Raw genomic sequence first — 20,199 nt, 5'->3', positions numbered from 1 at the left:
ATACGGGACAGACGCCGGCATGTTCTGTGCAATGGCGCGCGTGTGTGCGCTAAGTCGGCCTCACATCGCGGCGCACCTCGACACGCGTGCGCCATCCCTCGTGCGAGAGCTGCTGGTGCACGGCCACGATGGACAAGTCGCCGTCGAAGGCGTCACCCGTGCCGTGCCGTGCAGCGCCAGCCTCAGACCCGGCTGCGCGGCTGTCGTGCCGATCAGCGTGACCCGAGCCTGCACCTGGATGCCACTTGCCGTCACGCTGCGTTCGCCCTCGAACGCCAGCAGCATGGCGCCGTACTGCACGCTCAATGCGATGGCGTCCTGAGCCTCCACCGGTGCCGAGGACGCAGCCGCCTCCAGCACCGTCTCCGGCGCTCCGCCGCTGGCCAGCTGCAGGCGATGCGCGTGCACCGTACCGGTGAACACCGTAGACAGGGGCTCGTGATCACCCAATGCGATCTCCAGTGCCGCGCCCAGCGGCGCGGCCAGGAAGGCGCTGTCCATGGCAGCGGCGGGCGACACGGCCAAACGCAGGACAGCGTTGGCGCCACCTGCCACGTCGCGCCGAACGTCGAGCGCGACGAGACTGGCCGCGATGGGCAATGGCATGCCGTTGCCCGTTATTCGGAACATCGGGGTCTGCCGCGACACATCGCGGGGGAAGGCAGGCATGGCGGCACCGTTGCGAATCAGTCGGCGAACGCTATCACGCGCTCGCCGGACGACCGCGCTTGGCGTAGCGCGCGGCTTCCGGTACAAGCATGACTGGCGTCCAGAAATGCTTCTCCACCGTGATCGACCACGATGCAGTTCACCGTGATGGCTACGTGCTGCTGCGCGGCGCCATCCCCGCGGATTGGCTGGACGGCCTGCGCACCGCCTTCGACGGCGGCGTGCAGCCATCGCATGCCTGGCCGGTGCCTCGCGGGGTGGGGTGGCGACATGCGATGGTCGACCTGGATCCGCGCATGCAGGCGGTCTGCCGTCTGCCAGCGGTGCTGGCTGCGGCCGGCACGCTGATCGGCGAGCGCTTCTTCCTGGCGCAGATCGAAGGCCGCGAGCCACTGCATGGCTATGGTCACCAGGGCCTGCACCGCGACCTCTCGGCGCAGCGTCCCGGCGATACGGTCAACGCGCTGGCATTCTTCGACGACTTCGGCCCGCACAATGGCGCTACCCGCCTGGTGCCCGGCAGCCACCGGCCCGCGCCCGGCGACACGCCGGCCGATGCGGCCGATGAAGCACGCGCACTGCAGCTCAGCGGCGACGCCGGCGACATCGTGGTGTTCGACGCCGACCTGCTGCATGGCGCCAGCCTCAATCCCTCCGGCGCGCGCCGTCGCTCGATCCTGTTCGGCTACTTCGCCGAATCCCGCTACGACGCACACCTGGCGACCGCGCACCTGCGCAACGTGCGCATGGACACCCGCGAACGCTTCGATCCCTGAGTCGCGCTCAGCGCACGGGTTCCGCCGGCACGGGTTCTTCCGGCGCGCGGGTGGCGTTCCAGTTGAACAGGAAGCGGCGGTGCTCGGCCCAGGTCTGGCCGCTGGCGGTGTTGCCGGTCACGCACACGGCGGTGTGGTACGGGCCCACGCCATCGCTCGTGCGGAAGCTGGCGCACAGTCGGCCGCGGCTTTCTTTCCAGCGGCCTGCCTCGATGGTGCTCCGGTAGAAGCTGCCGGTGACCGTGCCGTCGGCATTGAGCGTCAGCTGCATGGGCTGGGTGTACGGGGTGCCGGGATCGGTGGACAGGTCCACCATCCAGGCGCCGTCCAGTGGCGTGGCGTGCGCGTCGGCGGCGAATGCCAGCGCGGCGGCGAGCATCAGGGAGAAGCGCATCGGGCGTCCTTCCGGCAGGGAGTCGCCTGCATTACGCGCGACACGGGACGAACGGATGCGGTCACCGTTCGACCGGCTACTCGTCGAAACGCACCACGCTGTTGCCCACCGGCAGTTCCCGTGTGCGTGCCGCTTCGCCATCCTGCCGCAGCGTCCATGGCTGGCGACCGACGTCCTCGATCCGCGCCTGGCGACCGAGCGAGCGGAAACGGTCGATCGCGAACGGCAGGCCTTCGCTGCCGAGCGCGCTGGCGCCATCGGCGAGGTTGAAGTGCAGCTGCGGATCGGACGCACTGCCGGTGAAGCCGACTTCGGCGATCGTCTGCCCCTTGCGTACGCGCTGTCCGGGCGCGACGCGTGCACTGCCCGGCCGCAGGTGGCCGTAGAAGGCGAAGTGGCCATCGCCCAGGTCGAGCACCAGCGTATTGCCGCTACCGGTCTCGAGGGCATGATCCGACGGCTCGTCCAGACGGCGCCGTTCCGGCAGGTCCTCGCGCACGCTCACCACCGTGCCGTCGGCGACGGCGAGCACTGCTTCGCCGTGGCTGTACGCATCGGCCACCTGCCCGCTCGCACTCGCCGACTTGCGACCCTGCGCATCCAGCTTCACCCAGTCGACCGCGAAACGTCCGGGCGTGACCGCCTTGCCGTCGATGGCGTAGACGACGCGCCGATGCCCGCGTTCCCACGACGGATCGTGGACCGCGATCCACGGCCCGCCGCGCAGGGGCGGGCCGATCGTCATCGCCGGTGCAGGCGCGACCGGCACGGCGGCGCCCTCCACCTGCGACAGCGCATCTTTATCACCACCGCGGTACGCCACGCGATGTTTAAGCGCGACGGGTGTTTGTGTGCCTGCCGGCAACGCCAGTTCGAAGAACACGATCCCGCGGCGTCCCGGCTCGATCGGCGCTCCAGCCGTCGCCTTCCACTGCAGGCCCGAGCGATCCAGCTGGCGCTCGAGCATGTCGCCTTCGAACGTCGCCAGCACCGCGCCGGACCTGGCGTCGAGCACCTCGACACGCAGCGGATCGAGCGCGCGCCGCGAGAAGTTCGCCAGATGAAGTTCGTAGAAGAGCCGTGCCTGCCCTTCGATCACGACCGGTGTCGGCGGCATCGGCACGCTCAGGTCGAACGATTCCTGGATCGCCGAGCCCGCGTTCGCGGACACCAACGCCAGGCCGCTCATGCAGGCGCCCAGGATCCAACGGCGGAGACGTGGCTTCACGGGACTTCCTGATCGGGACGGGACGTCGCCATTCTGGACGCACCATGCCGGGACGCCGGATCTGTCCGGCGCGGGTTTGCAACGGCATGGCGCGTCGAGGTCTTCGGCCCACGTCGACGATGCCGGAACGAGCACGATGGCGGGCTTGAGCCCGCCCTACGGGTTCGGGCTGGCGTGCAGGGCCACGTTCAAGCGGTCCACCACCATCGCCCAGTCGGCGTCGTCGAGGCGTTCCTCGCGCAGCAGCTGCGCCTGCGCGGGCGACCAGAAGGGGGCTTCTTCCAGGCGCATGCCGTCGGGCAGCGGGGAATGGGTGGCGATGAACTGTTGGATGCTGGCGCTGTCGTCGGGCAGGCCAAGCTGGGCGAACAGTTCGGAGAAAGGGTGGACGGTCGGTTCCATGGCGTCGCCTCGTGTGGAAGGAGATCAGCCTATCCGGGAATGCGTGAAGCCGACGGTGCGGCCGTGGCCAAGGGCAGGCCGAAGGCCACAGCCGGGGATCTTGTCGATGCCGAAGGCGCGATCCATGATGCGCTGCGCGTGCCAGGGCTATTCTGCAAGCACCAGCGTGATGTTCGTATGCGCAGCGATGATCTCCATCACGATGTCGAAGTAGGTCTGCCCGGTGCCGGCGTCCAGCGCGTCGAGGGCGCGTTGGGCGTGCGACGGATTGAAGCGTTCGGGGTGGGCGAGTTTGGCGAGCAGGTACTGCCGCGTTGCGTCCACGCCCAGGGTGTCGCGGCTGGCGGCGACATGCGTCCAGACCAGGATCACCGGCGCATCGCCGTCCAGCGCGCCGTAGCCGCCATGGAGCAGGTCATCGAGGGCATCCAGGCTGGGCCCGAGCGTCCAGTCGACGCCGGTCATGAAGACGCGGTTGATCTCATCGTAGAACGACGGGATGTCGTGGATGCGGCTGCCGTCGATCGTGAGGGTTCGGGTCATCGGAGGAAACCGGGCCGTGATGCGACCGTCATCGTAGCGGTGCAGGCGTGAGGCCGATGGAAGGTCCCCGGCGGTGGCGTGAACGGGCCAGGGAAGTGGTAGCGTTGCGCCAGTATCGCAGGCGGCCATCCGGGGGGATGCCACGATGAAACTGGTCTTGCTGGGTCCGATGCCGCTGCTGCTCTCGCTGCTGATCGGCCTGCTGTTCCTGCGCTCGGACGCCACGTGGACGGCGCGCATGGCCGTGCCACTCGCAGTACGGGTGACCACGCCGCCGGTCGCGGATGCCACCACCCCTGCCCCGCCGCACGTGCCGACAGACGCTGCGATCACGCCGTCCGTGGCGTCGGCACTGCCGGCGCAGACCGATCCGTACGCGCCGGTCTACCTCGTCACCTCACAGGCCACCTACCAGGGCATCCGCGGGCAGGTGCGCGAGGCGGTGGTGCGGCAGGACAGCGTGGGCATGCCGCTGGTGATCGCCGAATCGCGCGCGGACAGGCTCGGCGAGATCAGCCACTACGTGCACGTCAACGAGAAGCGTTGCGGTGGCTACTTCGCGTTCCCCAGTCGTGCGGAGGCGGAAGCTTTCGTGCGGGCGGACCGTGCCAAGCAGGCGATGACCAAGACGCTGCTCGCCGCGTACACGCTCGACAACCAGGCCACCGTCGAGCGCTGGCTGCCGCAGGTGCAGGAACAGCGGCTCTACGACACCATCAACCACCTCTCCAGCTACCGCAACCGCTACTTCGCCAGCAGCCACGGCAAGACCTCGGCGGAATGGATCCGCACGCACTGGCAGTCGCTGGCCGCCGGCCGCAGCGACATCACCACCGAGCTGTTCACCGCCTGCGCCAACTGCAGCACGCAGCCCTCGGTGATCCTCACCATCCCGGGCTGGGACCTGCCCAACGAGGTCGTGGTGCTGGGCGCGCACCTGGATTCGATCAACGCCAGCACTTACAACGATCCCAACCAGCACGCGCCGGGCGCCGACGACGACGCCTCCGGCATCGCCACGCTCACCGAAACGCTGCGCATCGCGCTGGCCGACGGCTGGCAGCCGCGCCGCACGGTGAAGTTCATGGGCTATGCCGCGGAGGAAGTCGGCCTGCGCGGTTCGAATGCCATCGCGCAGTCGTTCCGCGCCAGCGGCGTCAACGTGGTCAGCGTGCTGCAGGTGGACATGACCAACTACAAGGCGGGCGCGACCACCGACATGAAGCTGATCAGCGACTACTCCAACACCGAGCTGAAGAATTTCTTCATGACCCTGTTCGACACCTACCTGGCGCCAATGGGCCTGACCCGCAGCAGCACGGCGTGCGGCTATGCGTGCTCGGATCATGCGTCGTGGACGAATGCAGGTTATCCGGCGGCGATGATGTTCGAGGCCGGCAGCCCGAGCGGCAGCTTCCCCTACATCCACACGCCCTACGACACGCTGGCGACGATGGGCGAATCCGCGCAGCACAGCGTCAAGTTCACCCAGTTCGCGCTGGCCTACCTCGGCGAGACCGCGAAGACCCGCGGCAAGGCCACCGGCGGGCCGGCGCAGGTGCGGGTGGTGCCGTAGCGGCGTCGATGCAGGGAAAGAACGGCGGTGGTGCCGTTGACCACCGCGTCGATGCGCTTCGTCACCCCCTGCTTGAGATGGCGCGACGCCGGCTCCGATGATGGCCACGCGCCTTGCTGACGTCGTGGCAGGGCGCACCGCACGCACCCACCCATCAAAGGAACCCGGATGACTCCCCAGCATTTACTCGTCAGCGCGCTGCTCGTCGCCTCGCTCGCCGGCTGCTCCGCCGTGGCCACCAAGACCAATACCCTGTCCGACGAACGCATCCTTTCCGAAACCGGCGGCGTCTTGGGCCTGTCGCCCTCGGAACTGACCCTGGTCGAGCGCCGTACGGAAGGCGTCAACACCTACGTGACCCTGAGGGCCAGCAACGGCAAGACCTACGCCTGCACCGTCAATGGCGGCAATCTGTTCTCGTTCGGCATGACCAACCCGCCGGTCTGCAACGCGCGCTGAGCCACGGCGCGGTGGGTTCAACGGCACCGTCATCGGCGCCGATGCGCGCACCGACCGCGTCCCGCACAATGTAGTCGGCCTGTTGGAAGGCCGGGGACCGATGCACGCCATGCACCAGCACGCAGACACTGCCCTGCCACGCGCACGCGCGACGCCACGCCGCCCGCGCGTGCGTTTCGCCGTGCTGGTGGCGGCGGTCACCGGCTGGTGGACGCTGTACGGCCTGATGCTGGCCCGGCAGCTGGTCGACATGCGCGCTGCCGATGGCCAGATGTACGGCTGGACGGGCGCGATGACCTACGCGGTGGGCAGCACGTGGGCCTGGGTGCCGATGACCGTGGCGGCCTATGTGGTGGTGTCGCGCTTTCCGCTGGGCGGCGGGCGCCTCGGAAAGCACCTCGCGATCAATGCCGGCCTGGTGATCGGTTTCATCGTGGCGAAAGCGGTGTACGCCTGGCTGTCCAATCCGCTGTTCGACTGGTATCCCACGCGACCGTCGTTGCTCGACGTGCTGGTCACCAGCGTGACCAACAACCTGATCCTCGGCATCATGGTGGTGGCGATGGTCCACGGCATCGTCTACTTCGAACACAGCGAAGACCGCGAGCACCGGGTGACGGCGCTGGAGAAAAGCCTGGCGCTGGCGAGGCTGGAGGCGGTACGCGCGCAGCTCAACCCGCACTTCCTCTTCAACGCGCTGAACTCGGTGGCCGAGCTGATGCAGACCGACGTGGACCAGGCCGACCGCATGCTGGTCGCCATCTGCGACATGCTGCGCGATGGCCTGCGTGCCGATCCGTTGCAGGAGCGGCCGCTGCGAGACGAGCTGAAGCACGTCACCAACTACCTGATGATCGAAGAGATCCGGCTGGGTCAACGCATGAACGCCCGGCTGCGCGTGGACGACACGTGCCTGGACATCCGCGTTCCAACGCTGTCCCTGCAGCCACTGGTGGAGAATGCGATCGTCCATGCCATCGCACGTTCACGCACGCCGGGCTGGGTGGAGGTGGCCGGCTGGCAGGAGGAATCGACGCTGCACCTGTCGGTGGAGAACTCGCGCGCCGTCGAGGGCGCCCGCACGGATGGCAACGGCATGGGGCAGCGCGCGGTGGAAGAACGGCTGCGCCTGCTGTACGGCGAGCGTGGCCGACTGCACCGGGACGACCGCGATCCGGCCGTCTACCGCATCGCGCTGCAGGTACCGGTGCCAGAGGCCCGTTCCATCACCCCCATGTGTGCCGACGGGGAGGCACCATGCTGACGGCGGTCATCGTCGACGACGAGTCCCTCGCGCGGCAGCGTTTGCGGCGATTGCTGGGCAAGGTCGCCGGCACGGTCATCCAGGTGGTAGCCGAATGCACCGACGTGGATGAGCTGATGCGCCTGGCCCAGCGCACGCAGGTGGACGTGCTTTTCCTCGATATCGAGCTGCCGGGCGGCAACGGCTTCACTGCCCTGCGGCGATGGAATGGACGGCCGCCCCGGGTGGTGTTCGTCAGTGCCTACGACCAGCACGGCGTCCGCGCTTTCGAGGACAGGGCGGTGGACTACCTGCTCAAGCCAGTCTCGGCGGAGCGGCTGCGCGACACCGTTTCGCGCCTGGTGGTGCTGTCCGACACCTCGCCGCGCACAGCGCAGGCCGGCGGTCGCCCGCTGTCGCTGCAGCTGGGCCGCCGCACCGTGCGCGTGGACGAGGCCGACATCCAGGTCGTGCGTGCCCAAGGCAACTACCTGGACATCGAAACCAAGCTGGGCACGTTCACCTACCGGCGCCCACTGGGCGAATTCGCCCAGGCGCTGGATGCGCGCGCGTTCCTGCGCGTGCACCGGTCCTCGGTGGTGCGCATCGCCGCGGTCGCGGAAATCCTGACCCTGGGCTCCGGCCGCTACCGCCTGACGCTGGACTGCGGGCGGGTGATCGTGACCGGACGCGGCTACCGCGACGAGGTGCAGCAGCGGCTGGCGTGTGCACCGCGCGACGGCGCCTCGGTCTGAGGCCGCCACGCTGTCGTCAGTCCTCCGGCGTGTTCAGCAGCGACCGGCACATGCCGCCCGCCGGCCCTTCGGAACGGATGCGGATGTCCGCCACGCGCCATGCCTCTGTCTTGTCGGGCGCGGTGACGAAGCTGACATCGCACGAGGTGTAGGCGCCGGCTTGCGACAGCACGCGGCCTGACGCCGCACTCACCACCGCCGAGCGGGTGTCGGCCTGGTCGCTGTAGCTGATGAAGCGCATGCCGGAGGCTTCCGTTACCTGCGGATTCGCGCCCAGCCGGGCGAGCGCCAGTGCCTCTGGCTTGCCCAGCCACACCATCAGCATCGCCCCTTCCAGTTCAGTGACCTTCCTGCCCGCCTGGACCTTCTTCGCAATCGCAAGGAATTCCTGCTCGGCCCGGTCGGCGTCGATGATCGGCTGCGCGAACGCCTGCGCCTGCGTATCCAGCGCGTCCATCTTCGCGGCCACCGCCGCCAGTTCGCGCCGGTTGCTGGCGATCTCCGCGTCGGACAAACGTCGGTCCCGCGCGCCGGCCGGCTTCTGCGCCTTCCAGATATCGCGCCAAACGAAGCTGCCCACATTGACGATGCTGCTGGCCTGCGCGACCGAGATCACTTCGCCGATCCCGAGCGGCGCCAGACCCGCATTGAGCCTGGTCGGGTCCATCGCCTGCCATCCACCGGCCGCCTGCAGCGCGGACTGCACCTGCAATTCATTGCAGGCCAGCATGCCGGCCTTGCGGTAGGCGGGATGGGAGAGCGGTTGCCACGCGGTGGCCGGCAGCGGCACGTTGTCCGCGTCGCGCGTGAACTGGTAGCTGCGCTCGGCCAAGCGCCAACGCAACGGCGCAGGCAGCGCTGGCACTGCAGTGCGTGAGCGCTTCGACGTAGACGGCACGGGATCGACCGGGCATTCGAACTGCAGCTTCAGCACGCTCCAGTCGGGCTTTGCCGCGTTCTCGTACAGACCGAAGACTTCGATCTCGCGGATCGAGGTCGGTCCCAGCATCGCCTCCATCGGCGTGCGGTCGGCCATCATGAGCTTGGTGAAGTAGAGCTCGCGGTTGCCGGGGTGACCCTGCGCATGCAGCATCAGCATGTTGGCCGATGCCATGTTCGGGAGCGAGACGCACGCCATCGCGACCAGCGCACGCAGCGTGCGGTGAATGCCTGCCTTCATCGTTGATCCTTCCACACCCTGTCTCCGTCCCGTATCGATCCGAATGCGTCATGGCGGGACGCGATGAACGCAGGCATCCCATACCTTCGCGCTCGCTCGCCACCACGTTGTGGGGTTCTTGCCCATCGCACACGTGATCAAGCGTTGCATGTCCCCGGATGGAAATGCCAGCCGGCCACCCCTTCCCGGATGTCGTTGATCCCAGGCGCTACGTGAGGGACGCATGGCATCGCGACTTGCGTCATGGGTGGGCCTTGGCCCGCCGCCCGATGCGTGCGGAAAGGCTGCTGTCGCGATCGATGTCGCCCGGGCAATGCTAACGACCGCACCTTGGATCGCAATCTGTCCGCAAAGCGCCGCAGGGCGGGCCCGGGCCCGCCGCTGCAGGCGTCCTGATGGCGTGCGATGGCGTGCCAAGGCCCGCCCTACGTGGCGGATGATGTGCGAAGGTGGGCGCGGGCCCATCCGGCCCGCCGCGCGGGGAGACCGCCATGCGACACGCGTTCGCGACCATCGCCTTCACCCCTGCGGTCCGCGAGGTGCAGGCGCGCGACGGCAGCCGCGCGCAGTACGCGCGCGCCTTCGAGTCCGGCGACGAGGTGCGCAATGCCGAACTCGGGGCCGACGAAGCCGCCTTCATCCACGCGCAGCGCAGTTTCTACATGGCCACCGTGTCGGAAACCGGCTGGCCCTACGTGCAGCACCGCGGCGGCGCGCCGGGCTTCCTGCGCGTGGTCGATGCGAAGACGCTGACGTTCACCGACCTGCCCGGCAACCGCCAGTTCATCAGCGTGGGCAACCTCGCGAACGACGACCGCGTGGCGATGATCCTGATGGACTATGCGCACCGTCAGCGGTTGAAGCTGCTGGGCCGGTTGAGCGTGCAGGAGTCCGAGGGCGCGACGCGGACCGAGCGCACGATGACGATCCACGTGGAGGCCTTCGACTGGAACTGCCCGAAGTACATCCCCGTGCGCTTCGAAGCCGACGACGTGCAGCGTGCCCTGGACGCGCGCGATGCGCGCATCGCGGAACTCGAGGCACAGCTGGCCGAGGTGCGCCACAGGCCGTAGGGCGGGCCTTGGCTCGCCATCCGGATGGGGAGCGTGTGATGGCGGGTTTGAGCGAGCCACGTAGCCCGGGTAAGGCCAAGGGCCGCACCCGGGGACTCGTACTCGCTCCACGCAAGGTGGCCCGGTGCGCTGCGCGTACCGGGGAAGCGCACATCGCTACCGTTCGCCCAACGGCCCCTCCACCTTATTCCCTGCCGCCCACTCACGCGACAGCCATCCTCGCGACACGTAACGATGGAAGCTGGAATGCGGCCAGGCCGCTACTGTCTCGACCAATCCATGCTTGAGAGGATTGATATGCACGTAGTCAACCAGCATCTGCAGTTCGTTCTCGTCGCGAACGGTCCGCTCCCAGTAGCGCGACTGCCAAGGGGACGGCGCCCCGACCGGAACGACCCGCCGCGTGAACCCCTTCTTGATGTCCTGCCACAGCCGCGGATAGTTGGCGGTCGCGTCCGTCATGCGGATCACGGCATGCAGGTGATCCGGCAGGACGACGGCAGCGATCACTGCGTGGGGTATGCGTTTCGCGGCAACACGCCACGCGGCGCGCAACGAATCGATCTCGCGAACGAGCAGATCACTCCTGCGGTCGCGCAACGTGACGGTGAAGAAGTACGTTGCGCCTGCAATCCGATTGCGGCGATACCTGACCATGCCCCGACCATAACGGAGCCACGTAGCCCGGGTAAGGCCGAGGGCCGCACCCGGGAAACGGAATGGTGACGTGTAGTGCACCCCGGGTGCGCTGCGCTTACCCGGGCTACGCAACTCGATGCAGGCGGATGGAGTGCGATGGCGGGCCCGAGTCCGCCCTATGGGATCTCGGCAGTGGCGCTGTTTTGCGCTTCGTCGCTGACGTCGTCTAACGTGAACTCGAAAGGCATCTCCATGCGGCAGGGCGTCGTCCGGGTGGGATAGCGGAATTGCGCGACGGTGGCGAGGGCGGCCTCGCGATAGCCGCTCACTTCTTCCCGCTGACGGCCGTTTGGCCGCAACGCGTCGGACACGACGATGGGCGCATGCACCCTGCCTGCCCGATCGATGACGAAGCGCAGCTGCACCTTGCCGGTGTAGTGCAGGCTTTCGCCGATGGGCAGTTTCGGCACGGGCAGCGGCGGGAGCGGCTGCAGGCCCGCGGGGCAGGCGGCGAGCAGCGGCGCCGTCCGCTCGGGACACGAGGAAAGCATAAGCAGCGACACCATGCCCCACAGGTACATTCCGACACCCAGGGTTGGGGTTCGCACGTTCACCCCGACCTATGGCCACGGCGGCAGCGAGACGCCGCGCGCCTTCATGACACCGCGCCGGACGATGCCGTAGGTCTCCTTCAGCGGGACGCCCTTGAGGCAATGCACCTGCCCGTCCTTGATGCGGTACAGATCGCGCCGCTCCTCCCACACCGGCAGCATGCGCTCCCAGGCCTCCTCCGGCACGGATGCCTGCACGGCGATCGGCTCGGCGAAGCCCAGCGATCTGGCGCGCAGGGGCGGCACGCGCCGATCGACCTCGCCACACGCCGCCCAGTGGTCGTCCGTGGTGCGGTACATGGGAATGCCCTGGTACTTGTGCAGCCAGTTGCCGTCATCGGTGATGGCGACGAACAGCAGCGCGTGCCGCGCAGTGGCGAACGGAGGGAAGCCATAGTGGTCGGCCACCTGGAACGTCACCTCGGTGTCCTGCGTCGTGCCGATCACCGGCTGCACGACGCGATAGCGTGCGCGGTAGAGCGCATCCAGGAAGATGCACCCCAGTTTTCCCGTCCGCTTCCGCGCTTCATCGCAGGGGTTGGGCAAGGACTCGATGGAGACCAGCTCACCCACGAAAACCAGGGTTTCATCGGCGCGTTCGCCGGCAGCTTCGGCGGCGGCGGGAAGACTCGTGCAGGAGACCGCCAGCACGCCCATGAGCAGGCCTGCACGGCGCGCGGTATGCGCGGCGAATGTCAGGGCCTGGTGCAGCGATCCCGCGATCCTGCGCTTCATGGCATCCCTCCCCTGTGCCGTTGTCATGATTGGCGGATGGTGGGCGTAAGCCCGCCCTACGGCGCGATGCCGTAGCCGGCGTAGCGCTCGGCGACGCCGGGCTCCAGGCCCTGGCCCGCGTCGATATCGGCCTGGGCGGTCGGGTCGCCGGTCAGCGCTTTCGCGCGACCGCGCATGTAGTACGACGAGGCGCCGGTCGAGTCGATCGACAGCGCGGTGGTGTACGCGGCGATCGCCCCGGGGTAGTCGCCGCTACGGAAGCGGACGAAGGCGAGGCTGTTGTGGCTGTTGCCGTCGTCGGGCTCCATGCGGACGGCGGCTTCGCAATCTTCGCGGGCGAGGTCCAGTTCCTGGCCCAGCACGGCACGCGCCCAGCAGCGGCCGTTGCGGGTGGCGGCTTCGTCGTTGCCCAGCTCGATGGCGCGGGTGAAGTCCTGGATGGCGCGTTGCTGCTTGCCGACATCCGAATGCGCCTTGCCGCGATTCTGGAAGGTCACCGCGTCCTTCGGGTCCAGTTCGAGGGCGCGGGAGAAGTCGGTGATCGCCGATTCCATGTCGCCCATCGTGCCGTGCACGATGCCGCGCGTCGCGAAACTGACCGCCTGCGAGCCGTCCAGGCGGATCGATTCGTCCAGATCAGCCAGGGCCGCGGGCAGATCCTTCTTTTCCATGGCGGCACGGCCACGCGAGTAGTAGACGTACACGCGCGCCTCTTGGCGCAGCGTCTGGTGGTCGAGCAAGCGGTTGCAGGCCGCGATGGCGGCATCGGGTTGCGTGAACTTGCCGCAGGTGTCCATCTGCACCTCCATGTCGGCGCTGTCCGCGTTGCACGCGGCGAGCAGCAGGAGGGAACCCATCAGAAGGTGTCGCATACGCTCCCCAGCGTGATGATGTGCGTGGCGCGCCTGACGGCATCGTGCCGATGGCGGCGCGCCGGTCCGTTCGCGCATCCTACGGGGTGACGGCGTGTTGCAACAGCGTGGGGCGGGCATGGGCCCGCCGTTCGAGGGGTGCGGATGGCGTGCGATGGCGGGCTTCAGCCCGCCCTGCGTGCGTGAGCCGCCCAAGCAAGGCCAAATAGCGCATCCAAGGATCGGAACCATTCCGTGGGGAGCGCCCGCGTGCGGGGCGCCTCCTCGGGCCACCTAGCCTTGGACACTGGTTGTAGCAGGCGCTTCGCCGACCCCATCCGCGGGCGCCGCCCCCTGCAGCGACTGCTGGATGTCGGGGATCATGACGTCCAGCGCCTCCCGCACGAGGTACATCTTTCCTTGCCACACGCTGGTGTTGAGCTTCTGCCAGCGAGTGAGGCGCGCGTGGGAGTTGAGGGTGTAGTCCTTCTTGATGGGCGAACCATGCGGATCCGTCCATGTCATCGTGACATCGAGTGTGTAGGTGTTGTCGGCGTGCCGGTACGTGCCCTTCCTGAAGACCAGCGTGATCGGCATGACTGCCTGATCGGTGGCATCCGTCGATGCGAAGATGCCGACCCGCTCCAGCTCCATCGCCAGGATCGTGGCCAACGCGTCCTGATCCGGGGGATTGAACAAAAACTCCGTCTTGGTCTTTCCGAAAACCGGGATGTACAGACCGCCCACCATCGTCATGTCCGACCACGTCTGCTCGTCCGGCGTGAACGTAGTCGCGTGGACGATAACGGATAAAGGCGAACTTGCCGTCACCGTGCCCGAATAACGGGCATCGGACAGCGGTATGCGCTTCGCCGCCATGGCCGGTGCGGCGACGGCCATGGCGCAGAGCAGCCACAGGATCATGCGAACACCGCGCTTCATGGTGTAACCCCTTGCGTGTCCGCGAACGCAACGTCGGTTCGCGCAGGGCGGGCCCGGGCCCGCCATTCGATGGGTGCAAACACCGTGCGAAGGGGCCTTGAGCGCACCCCACGCAGCGTGTCTCAGGTGCCCAGCAGTTCGACGTCGAACTTCAGGGTGGCGTTGGGCGGGATGACGCCGCCGGCGCCGCGTGCGCCGTAGCCGAGGGTAGCGGGGATGATGAGGGTGCGCTGGCCGCCCACCTTCATGCCCTGCACGCCTTCGTCCCAGCCCTTGATGACCATGCCGCCGCCGAGGGGAAAGATGAAGGGTTCGTCGCGGTCCTTGCTGGAATCGAACTTGGCGCCCTGCGCGCCGTTCTCGTACAGCCAGCCGGTGTAGTGCACGGTGACGTTGCTTCCAGGCTTGGCCTCGACGCCGCTGCCGACGACGGTGTCTTCGAACTGCAGGCCTGAGGCGGTGGTGGTGAATGCCATGGATATTCCTCTCGGGATCGGGGATCGGGCCGCACAGTTTATCGCGGGCCTCGCGCGGGTCCGTTCCGCGAGTGGGACAACGCGGAGGGGTTCGACAAGGCAGGCGCAACCCACGGCGGCGACCCCCAGGCGCGCTGGCGTAGTCCCGACGCAGACCGGGACGACGGGGAGCCGTCGTGTGTGCGGTTCCCCGGCGGCCGCCGGACACCGGGGCGTCGACATCAATCCAATATTCCGCAATATTGGATTCATGAAGACCGGCACCGCCCTTGCTGCCCTCAACGCCCTCAGCCACGAGACGCGTCTGGCCGCCTTCCGCGCCCTGGTCCAGGCGGGGTCCGAGGGCATGGCCGTCGGGGCCCTGCGTGAGCGACTGGCGTTGCCGGCCGCCACCTTGACCGCCCATCTCAACGTGCTGCGTGCGGCGGCGCTGGTGCATGACGAACGCGAAGGACGGGTGATCCGCGTCCGCGCCCACTATCCCCAGATGAATGCCCTGATCGCCTACCTGACCGAGAACTGCTGCGCCGGCGTGGCGGCATGCGGTCCGGCCGTGGCGTGCACCCCCAGGAAGACCGGAGCCCGCGCATGAACCGCTTCCACGCGCACCTCGACGTCCACGGCCTGGACACCAGCGTCCGCTTCCATCACGCGCTGTTCGCCGCGCAGCCCGCAGTACTCAAGCCGGACTACGCCAAGTGGAAGCTCGACGAACCGCGGGCGAACGTCGCCATTTCGGCCACCGGCCGCACCGCCGGCATCGATCACCCCGGATTCCAGGCGGGCGGCGGCAGCCTCGTGCCCGAGGACGCCACGATCTGCTGCTACGCGCAGTCCGACGAACTGTGGACCGAAGACCACCAGGGCGCGCGCCGGGAAATCGTCCACACCACCGGCGACGCCACCACCTGCTCCGCGGGCGCCACCGATGGCGCGGCGTGCAGCCCCGACTCGGCGTCGGTGGTACTGCGCCCGGCGGCGGTCGCTTCGTGCTGCGACCGCGCGTCCGGCGGCTGCTGAGGCATGGACCTGCGCGCCGCCACCCGCGACGACCGCCCGGCGATCAGGGGCCTGCTGCAGGACAGTGGCCTGCCCGTCGGAGATCTCGACACGGCGGTCATCGAGTTTCTGATGGTGGTCGACGCCGCGACGGTGGTGGGCGTGGTGGGCGTCGAGCGCTACGACGACACCGGCCTGCTGCGCTCGCTGGCGGTCCGCAGCGAGCGTCGCGCCCACGGTATCGGCGCGCGCCTGGTCGACGCCCTGGAGACGCATGCGGCGTCGAATGGCATGCGCCACCTCGTGCTGCTGACCGAGACCGCCGCGCCGTTCTTCGCACCGCGCGGCTATGTCGTGATCCAACGCCAACACGCGCCGGTGGCGGTACACGCCAGCGCCGAGTTCCGTTTGCTCTGCCCGGCGTCCGCCACCTGCATGATCAAAGCCCTGGCAACCGTCCCATGGAGCGCGTCCTGTTCGCCCGTGTCTGGAACGCCAACCGCAGCCGGATGACCGGGGCCTCCGCGCACCTCCACCGTGGCGACCGGTTCGAAGCGCCGAGGGCCGCTCGCGGCCCGCTGGACCGATCAATCCGACGGCGGTCCGCGCCATGGCCGAGCTGGGCTGAGAAACACCGACAGAGCGATGTCGACCACAGGTTGCGCCAATCGGTGGAATCCAAGGTCAGAAGCGGACGCTAAAGCGACCTCAGCCACAGAACCGATCGGTTCAAGGCAAGACGACCCGCCGCCGCATCAAGGTCGAACTGGTATTCGTGCCCCAATGGTGGCTGATGATCGGCGTCGAAGAAGAGCTCCGTGACCTCGACATCCCGTCTCGCCAACTCGCCCGCAAGCGCGACGGATTGGGGTCCGAGCGGATCCGCATTGCCCGCGCTGATGAACACGCTCGGAAATGCCGAGGTCAGATACGGCGAAATCGTCATCGATTCGAACCCGTCGGCATTCCGCCAATCGCGCTCGCCGCTGTAGGCCCACGTCGTCGACTTCACGAACCAGCCCAGTACGCCACCACCGTTGCCCATCCGGGTGACGTCATAGGCGCCACAGTACAACAAGGCGCCCGCGAGCCGATCCTCACGCACGCCGGGGGCGATGCCCAGCACGCGCGCATAGTCCGCGTTGGAGATCATTGCTGCGGTCTGCGCGGCGATCTGCGAGCCGGCGCTATCGCCAGCGAGCACGAGCTTGTCGGCATCGAGCCCCAGTGACTTCGCGTTGGCGGCGATATGGGCGAGCGCCTTGTTGGCCTGCCGTATCGGCGTCGGATACGTCGCTTCCGGTGCGATGGTGTAGTCCACATTGACCACCGTGAACCCTTCGCCGGCGAGGATCTTGAGGTAGTTGGCGACGTCCTGCCTGCGGCCCGACACGAAGCCTCCGCCGTGAAACCAAACGATCGTGGGCCCATCCGCCGCAGCGCCGGCGCCGCGGTAGATATCGAACACGGCATCCGGGTCTGTGGGATCGTAAGACAGCCCCGACCGCACTTCGACGTCCGTCGGCACCTTCGGCGCAAGCGCCGTTGACGCTTTCTCCGCCCCCTTGTCGAATACATGGCGAATGACAAGAACGCTCGGCCACGGCGTGACGTAGTTGACGACGATCAGGACCAAGACGACTAGCAGCGTACCCACGAGCAGCAGCTTCTTCAGCATGATGGCGCCCCGCCAAAGGCAACAGAACCTGACCACGGCGCACCGGTGGATGCACTGCCCACCGGGACGGCTCGACCCCTGACGTCTTGAGCTTGACGAACAAGGCGACGCTGGCCGAACCCGTCAGATGAACCGGAGAATGACCGCATCCGGCACTGGATTCAACCGATCGACGCGACAGGGTGTCGATACCGCTCTGCCGGCGTTTCGTCGCCCGGCCTCTTGCGTGGCCGCTCGTCGAGCGGATGCGCCACGGCGTCCAGCCTGGCCTGCGAGACCTCGGCCAGGGTGATCCCTTCGTTCTGGTCGCCACCCCGTTGCCAGGGATGATGCGCATCGCAGAAGCGGACCCGGAGAGCGGTGGCCAAGGTGAAGCGGCGGTGCGTCGCCATCGCCTTGCCCCGATCCCAGGTCGGAGATCCGTACCGCAGTTTCGTCGGACGGCCTGCGTTCCTGGACGGTGCAGAGATCCGGGGCACGGTGTCCTTGCCTGCCATCTTCACCCGCATCAGGGAGCGGGTCTGTCGCTCCACCCGCGTCGCGATCTGGCTGTCCCGGTCACCGAACGGCACATCGCCCTCCCGATGCCCTGACACGATCCGGTCTTCGGCACTGGCCGGCCGATCGAGACGGTGTGGGCAATCCGGCGGTGGCTCTCAGTCGTCAGGCTGTGGTGTGGTGAGCGACGCACCGCATGCGTGCGACGCAAGTTCGGACATCGCGCACGGCCCACCCGCGCTTCGCTGGTGCTCCCCTGCTGATCCGCCCCCACCGACCACCCGCATCTTCGCCGGGCAGGGGGATGCAGTAACGTTACAGTATTACATTTCGGGTATGATGGCCCGACGATGCGGCCGTGGACGAGTCACGGGCTGCGCGCGTACCCCCTATCGAGAATGTAATCCGTGAGAACTGCACCCGTGGTGTCGGTCGTCCTGGCCGGCCTCTGGACGTCTGTTGCCTGCGCTCAGACCTCCGCTTCCAGCGACTCGGCCATCACCCTGGGCAAGGTCGACGCACGACACGCCGCCAAAGGCCCTCTTGCCGCGAACAGCGTCCTGACCTCGGTCGATGTGATGGGACGCGATAAGGTCGAAGACAAGAATGTCCTCAATAGCTGGGAGCTGCTCGGGCAGATGCCCGGCGTGCAACTGACTGAAACCCGTCAGGGTGCCGAATCCGGCAAGGCAACCTTCCGTGCGTTCAATGGCGAGGGTTACATCAACGGCATCAAGACGCTCATCGACGGCATCCCCAGCAACGTCAACAGCGGCAACCAGCGCTTCATCGACATGGTCTTCCCGCTGGAGATCGACTACATCGAAGTGGTCCGTGGCACCAACGATCCACGCTATGGCCTGCACAACATCGGCGGCAACCTGAACTTCGCGACGCGCCAAGGCGGCGACTATCTGGATGCGCGCCTGACCTACGGCAGCTTCGATACCCGCGAGGCCCAGCTGGCGCTGGGCAAGGAAGCCGGCCGACTGGCACAGAACTACTTCCTGGGCGTACAGGCCTCCGATGGCCACCGCGACCACGACACATCGCACAAGTACACGCTGTCGGGAAAGTGGTTCTACACCCGTGACGATGAAACACTTCGGGCGGGCCTGACGGCACGTGCCTACCACCACGAAGCACAGGAGTCCGGCTTCCTCACCGCGGCGGAACTGGCGCAGGATCGCTTCCAGTCGCCCGACAAGAATGCGCACGACAAGAGCGATCGCTACCTGCGGCAGGTCGGCGCCCATCTGGACATCGAGCTGGCCGACGGTCTCAGCGTCAGCGGCAAACTCTATGCGAATGACTACCGGGACGACCGGCGGGTCACCTTCACCGACTACCCCGTCGGCAATGCGCCCCGGCAGCGCCGGCAGTGGGATGAACACCAGGTCGGCCTGCTCAGCTCGATCACCTGGATTGCGAACGACCGGATCACCGTCGAGGCAGGCGCCAATGTCGAGCAGCAGGACAACGCCTATCGGCGCCTGAGGTTCGCATTCGCCCTCCCGACCGATTTCGACAGCGCCCCCGCGCGGGTCCAGAACGATGATCGCTACACGCTCGACAACGTCGGCGTGTACGTCCAGGCCATCTTCAAGCCGTTCGCGTCGCTGAAGGTCATCCCGGCCTACCGCGTCGACCGCTTCACGGGGGATACCCACCTCCCCGGTGGCGTTGCAGCGCCATTGCAGCGCTACGGCGCGATCGAACAACCCAAGCTCAGTGTGGTGTACGCCATCACGCCCGGCGCCAACCTCTACGCGAACTGGGGACGGACGTTCCAGGTGCTGACCGGGTCGACGGCACCGGCTTACCTGACCGCCGGACAGCGGACCTTCCGACCGTCCATCAATACGGGCACCGAGCTGGGCATCAAGCTGCGTCCGTTCGCCGGAACGGAAGCGCGTCTCGCCGCATGGCGACAGGACGCCACCGATGAAGTGGCGAACATGCCCGCCACGGGCACCTCCGTCGGCTTGGGACAGACGCGACGGCAGGGGCTCGACCTTCAAGTCTCCTCGCAGATCAGCGACACGTGGTCGGTGTGGGCCTCCCACGCCATCCAGGAGGCGAAGGTCGTCAGCGCCTACACCGCAACCGGCGTTTCCCTTGCCGGCAACGAGGTCATGTCCACGCCGCGCTACATCAGCAACCTGGGGCTGGACTATCGGTGGAGCGATCGCCTGAGGCTGGGCCTGCAGGGCCGCATGCAGGGCGACTACTACATCGAGGAGATGAACGCGCAAGGGAAGTACGGCGGCTTCAGGGTGATGGACCTCAGCGCCGGCTACGCGGTATCCGAGCGACTGAGCGTGGACCTGCAGATCAGGAACCTGACGGACCGGCAGTACGAGTACGTCTGGTACGACAACTTCTTCTGGGGCGGCAACGACCAGGCCATGTTCTCGGCAGCGGCGGGACGCTCGGCCTACCTGTCGCTGAACTTCCGGCTGTGACCGCCCC

At 67.6% G+C, this 20,199-nt stretch carries 24 protein-coding genes; 10 read left to right on the top strand and 14 right to left on the bottom strand.

What is annotated here, in order from left to right; translation table 11 throughout:
• Positions 1-60: 60 nt before the first annotated feature.
• Positions 61-669 carry a hypothetical protein gene (locus AC04MD_RS07000; protein ID WP_475496574.1) on the bottom strand — a complete coding sequence of 203 codons (609 nt, stop codon included), beginning with the start codon at positions 667-669 and terminating at the stop codon, positions 61-63.
• A gap of 89 nt (positions 670-758) precedes the next feature.
• Between AC04MD_RS07000 and AC04MD_RS06995 the strand changes: the two genes are divergently transcribed.
• The gene (locus AC04MD_RS06995; protein WP_475496573.1) at positions 759-1,445 is read left to right on the top strand and encodes a phytanoyl-CoA dioxygenase family protein; all 687 of its coding nucleotides are present in this window, start codon (positions 759-761) and stop codon (positions 1,443-1,445) included.
• Positions 1,446-1,452: 7 nt separating this feature from the next.
• Here AC04MD_RS06995 and AC04MD_RS06990 read toward each other — a convergent pair whose 3' ends face one another.
• The 4 genes from AC04MD_RS06990 to AC04MD_RS06975 all read right to left on the bottom strand — a co-directional run bounded on the left by AC04MD_RS06990 (position 1,453) and on the right by AC04MD_RS06975 (position 4,012).
• On the bottom strand, positions 1,453-1,839 hold the full coding sequence (locus AC04MD_RS06990; RefSeq protein ID WP_475496572.1) for a hypothetical protein: 387 nt from the start codon (positions 1,837-1,839) through the stop codon (positions 1,453-1,455).
• Positions 1,840-1,915: 76 nt separating this feature from the next.
• Entirely contained in the window at positions 1,916-3,067 is a 1,152-nt protein-coding gene (locus AC04MD_RS06985) for a M23 family metallopeptidase (RefSeq protein WP_475496571.1), read from the bottom strand.
• Between the two features lie 156 nt (positions 3,068-3,223).
• Positions 3,224-3,469, bottom strand: coding sequence for a DUF2789 domain-containing protein (locus tag AC04MD_RS06980; protein WP_475496570.1), 246 nt, complete (start codon positions 3,467-3,469; stop codon positions 3,224-3,226).
• Between the two features lie 147 nt (positions 3,470-3,616).
• Positions 3,617-4,012: a barstar family protein gene (locus tag AC04MD_RS06975; RefSeq protein WP_475496569.1), complete on the bottom strand. Its 396-nt coding sequence runs from the start codon at positions 4,010-4,012 to the stop codon at positions 3,617-3,619.
• A gap of 145 nt (positions 4,013-4,157) precedes the next feature.
• Between AC04MD_RS06975 and AC04MD_RS06970 the strand changes: the two genes are divergently transcribed.
• The 4 genes from AC04MD_RS06970 to AC04MD_RS06955 all read left to right on the top strand — a co-directional run bounded on the left by AC04MD_RS06970 (position 4,158) and on the right by AC04MD_RS06955 (position 8,045).
• Positions 4,158-5,588: a M20/M25/M40 family metallo-hydrolase gene (locus tag AC04MD_RS06970; RefSeq protein WP_475496568.1), complete on the top strand. Its 1,431-nt coding sequence runs from the start codon at positions 4,158-4,160 to the stop codon at positions 5,586-5,588.
• A gap of 168 nt (positions 5,589-5,756) precedes the next feature.
• Positions 5,757-6,047, top strand: a complete 291-nt coding sequence (locus tag AC04MD_RS06965) for a hypothetical protein (RefSeq protein ID WP_475496567.1) — start codon at positions 5,757-5,759, stop codon at positions 6,045-6,047.
• A 109-nt stretch (positions 6,048-6,156) separates the two neighbouring features.
• Complete coding sequence (locus tag AC04MD_RS06960; RefSeq protein WP_475496566.1) at positions 6,157-7,311, top strand: sensor histidine kinase; 1,155 nt, start codon at positions 6,157-6,159, stop codon at positions 7,309-7,311.
• Positions 7,305-8,045 (top strand): LytR/AlgR family response regulator transcription factor, encoded by a 741-nt coding sequence (locus AC04MD_RS06955; protein ID WP_475496565.1) that lies wholly within the window; start codon positions 7,305-7,307, stop codon positions 8,043-8,045. The genes AC04MD_RS06960 and AC04MD_RS06955 overlap by 7 nt, the downstream gene beginning before the upstream one ends.
• Positions 8,046-8,061: 16 nt before the next feature.
• Here the strand turns inward: AC04MD_RS06955 and AC04MD_RS06950 are convergent, their stop codons facing one another.
• A complete protein-coding gene (locus tag AC04MD_RS06950; protein WP_475496564.1) occupies positions 8,062-9,225 on the bottom strand; it encodes a hypothetical protein in 1,164 nt (387 codons plus the stop codon).
• 491 nt (positions 9,226-9,716) lie between these two features.
• Here AC04MD_RS06950 and AC04MD_RS06945 point away from each other — a divergent pair, with 491 nt between their 5' ends.
• Entirely contained in the window at positions 9,717-10,298 is a 582-nt protein-coding gene (locus tag AC04MD_RS06945) for a pyridoxamine 5'-phosphate oxidase family protein (RefSeq protein WP_475496563.1), read from the top strand.
• Between the two features lie 156 nt (positions 10,299-10,454).
• Here the strand turns inward: AC04MD_RS06945 and AC04MD_RS06940 are convergent, their stop codons facing one another.
• From AC04MD_RS06940 to AC04MD_RS06915, 6 genes are all read right to left on the bottom strand, one after another.
• Positions 10,455-10,955 carry an REP-associated tyrosine transposase gene (locus AC04MD_RS06940; protein ID WP_475496562.1) on the bottom strand — a complete coding sequence of 167 codons (501 nt, stop codon included), beginning with the start codon at positions 10,953-10,955 and terminating at the stop codon, positions 10,455-10,457.
• Between the two features lie 158 nt (positions 10,956-11,113).
• The gene (locus AC04MD_RS06935) at positions 11,114-11,518 is read right to left on the bottom strand and encodes an energy transducer TonB (protein WP_475496561.1); all 405 of its coding nucleotides are present in this window, start codon (positions 11,516-11,518) and stop codon (positions 11,114-11,116) included.
• Between the two features lie 39 nt (positions 11,519-11,557).
• On the bottom strand, positions 11,558-12,283 hold the full coding sequence (locus AC04MD_RS06930; protein ID WP_475496560.1) for a hypothetical protein: 726 nt from the start codon (positions 12,281-12,283) through the stop codon (positions 11,558-11,560).
• 56 nt (positions 12,284-12,339) lie between these two features.
• On the bottom strand, positions 12,340-13,140 hold the full coding sequence (locus AC04MD_RS06925; RefSeq protein WP_475496559.1) for a tetratricopeptide repeat protein: 801 nt from the start codon (positions 13,138-13,140) through the stop codon (positions 12,340-12,342).
• Positions 13,141-13,428: 288 nt separating this feature from the next.
• A complete protein-coding gene (locus tag AC04MD_RS06920) occupies positions 13,429-14,058 on the bottom strand; it encodes a hypothetical protein (RefSeq protein WP_475496558.1) in 630 nt (209 codons plus the stop codon).
• A 140-nt stretch (positions 14,059-14,198) separates the two neighbouring features.
• Positions 14,199-14,552 (bottom strand): FKBP-type peptidyl-prolyl cis-trans isomerase, encoded by a 354-nt coding sequence (locus AC04MD_RS06915; RefSeq protein WP_475496557.1) that lies wholly within the window; start codon positions 14,550-14,552, stop codon positions 14,199-14,201.
• 250 nt (positions 14,553-14,802) lie between these two features.
• Here AC04MD_RS06915 and AC04MD_RS06910 point away from each other — a divergent pair, with 250 nt between their 5' ends.
• From AC04MD_RS06910 to arsN2, 3 genes are read left to right on the top strand one after another with little or no spacing between them, the layout of a single operon-like run.
• A complete protein-coding gene (locus AC04MD_RS06910; RefSeq protein WP_475496556.1) occupies positions 14,803-15,144 on the top strand; it encodes an ArsR/SmtB family transcription factor in 342 nt (113 codons plus the stop codon).
• Positions 15,141-15,572, top strand: a complete 432-nt coding sequence (locus tag AC04MD_RS06905; RefSeq protein ID WP_475496555.1) for a VOC family protein — start codon at positions 15,141-15,143, stop codon at positions 15,570-15,572. Before AC04MD_RS06910 ends, AC04MD_RS06905 begins: the two co-directional genes overlap by 4 nt.
• 3 nt (positions 15,573-15,575) lie before the next feature.
• Positions 15,576-16,064 carry an arsenic resistance N-acetyltransferase ArsN2 gene (gene arsN2 / locus AC04MD_RS06900; RefSeq protein WP_475496554.1) on the top strand — a complete coding sequence of 163 codons (489 nt, stop codon included), beginning with the start codon at positions 15,576-15,578 and terminating at the stop codon, positions 16,062-16,064.
• A gap of 184 nt (positions 16,065-16,248) precedes the next feature.
• Here the strand turns inward: arsN2 and AC04MD_RS06895 are convergent, their stop codons facing one another.
• A complete protein-coding gene (locus tag AC04MD_RS06895) occupies positions 16,249-17,229 on the bottom strand; it encodes an alpha/beta hydrolase (RefSeq protein ID WP_475496553.1) in 981 nt (326 codons plus the stop codon).
• Between the two features lie 161 nt (positions 17,230-17,390).
• On the bottom strand, positions 17,391-17,801 hold the full coding sequence (locus AC04MD_RS06890; RefSeq protein WP_475496552.1) for a transposase: 411 nt from the start codon (positions 17,799-17,801) through the stop codon (positions 17,391-17,393).
• A gap of 333 nt (positions 17,802-18,134) precedes the next feature.
• Between AC04MD_RS06890 and AC04MD_RS06885 the strand changes: the two genes are divergently transcribed.
• Positions 18,135-20,192, top strand: a complete 2,058-nt coding sequence (locus tag AC04MD_RS06885) for a TonB-dependent receptor (RefSeq protein ID WP_475496551.1) — start codon at positions 18,135-18,137, stop codon at positions 20,190-20,192.
• Positions 20,193-20,199: the final 7 nt, after the last annotated feature.

Source organism: Pseudoxanthomonas sp. LjRoot206, assembly GCF_056175725.1.
Note: the sequence above shows the minus strand (reverse complement) of the source record. Positions and strands in the feature narration are given on the sequence as shown.